At 68.4% G+C, this 434-nt stretch carries 1 pseudogene; it reads left to right on the plus strand.

What is annotated here, in order from left to right:
• Positions 1 to 38: 38 nt before the first annotated feature.
• A pseudogene (locus EXE44_RS18285) lies at positions 39 to 434 on the plus strand (hypothetical protein); the annotation flags it as partial.

Consider the following 434-nt stretch of genomic DNA (forward strand, 5'->3'; position numbering starts at 1 on the left):
GGACGCCGCCACACAGCGCGATCCGACATCCGCGAGCCATGCTCGACGCGATTATCCACACGTCGGATATGGACGGTTTTCGGCTCGACTTCGAGGACTTCAGCGGCCTCTGCGACGCCCGCAAAGGGGTGTTCGAGTACCTGGTCGACCCGGACACGTCCGTCGACGACAGCGACCTCGAGACGACCGGCGGCTCGGACGCGTTGATCCACGGGCCGATGGGGCGCGGGAAGACCACGAGCGTCTCGACGTTCATCGCGCGGTGGATGGAAGTCAACGGCGAGGCGGTCGTGTGGCGCGGGACGCCGCAGCGGACCGAGTGGCTCCCGTTCGCGCCGTGGGCTATCGTCTGCCTGCCGGAGGGCGTCGAGTACACGGTCCGGCTCGCGCCGCCAGAAGACGGGTCTGGCTCCGTCGAGTCCGACTTCGAGCCG

It is taken from the genome of Halorubrum sp. SS7, assembly GCF_005435055.1.
Lineage (GTDB): Archaea > Halobacteriota > Halobacteria > Halobacteriales > Haloferacaceae > Halorubrum > Halorubrum salinarum.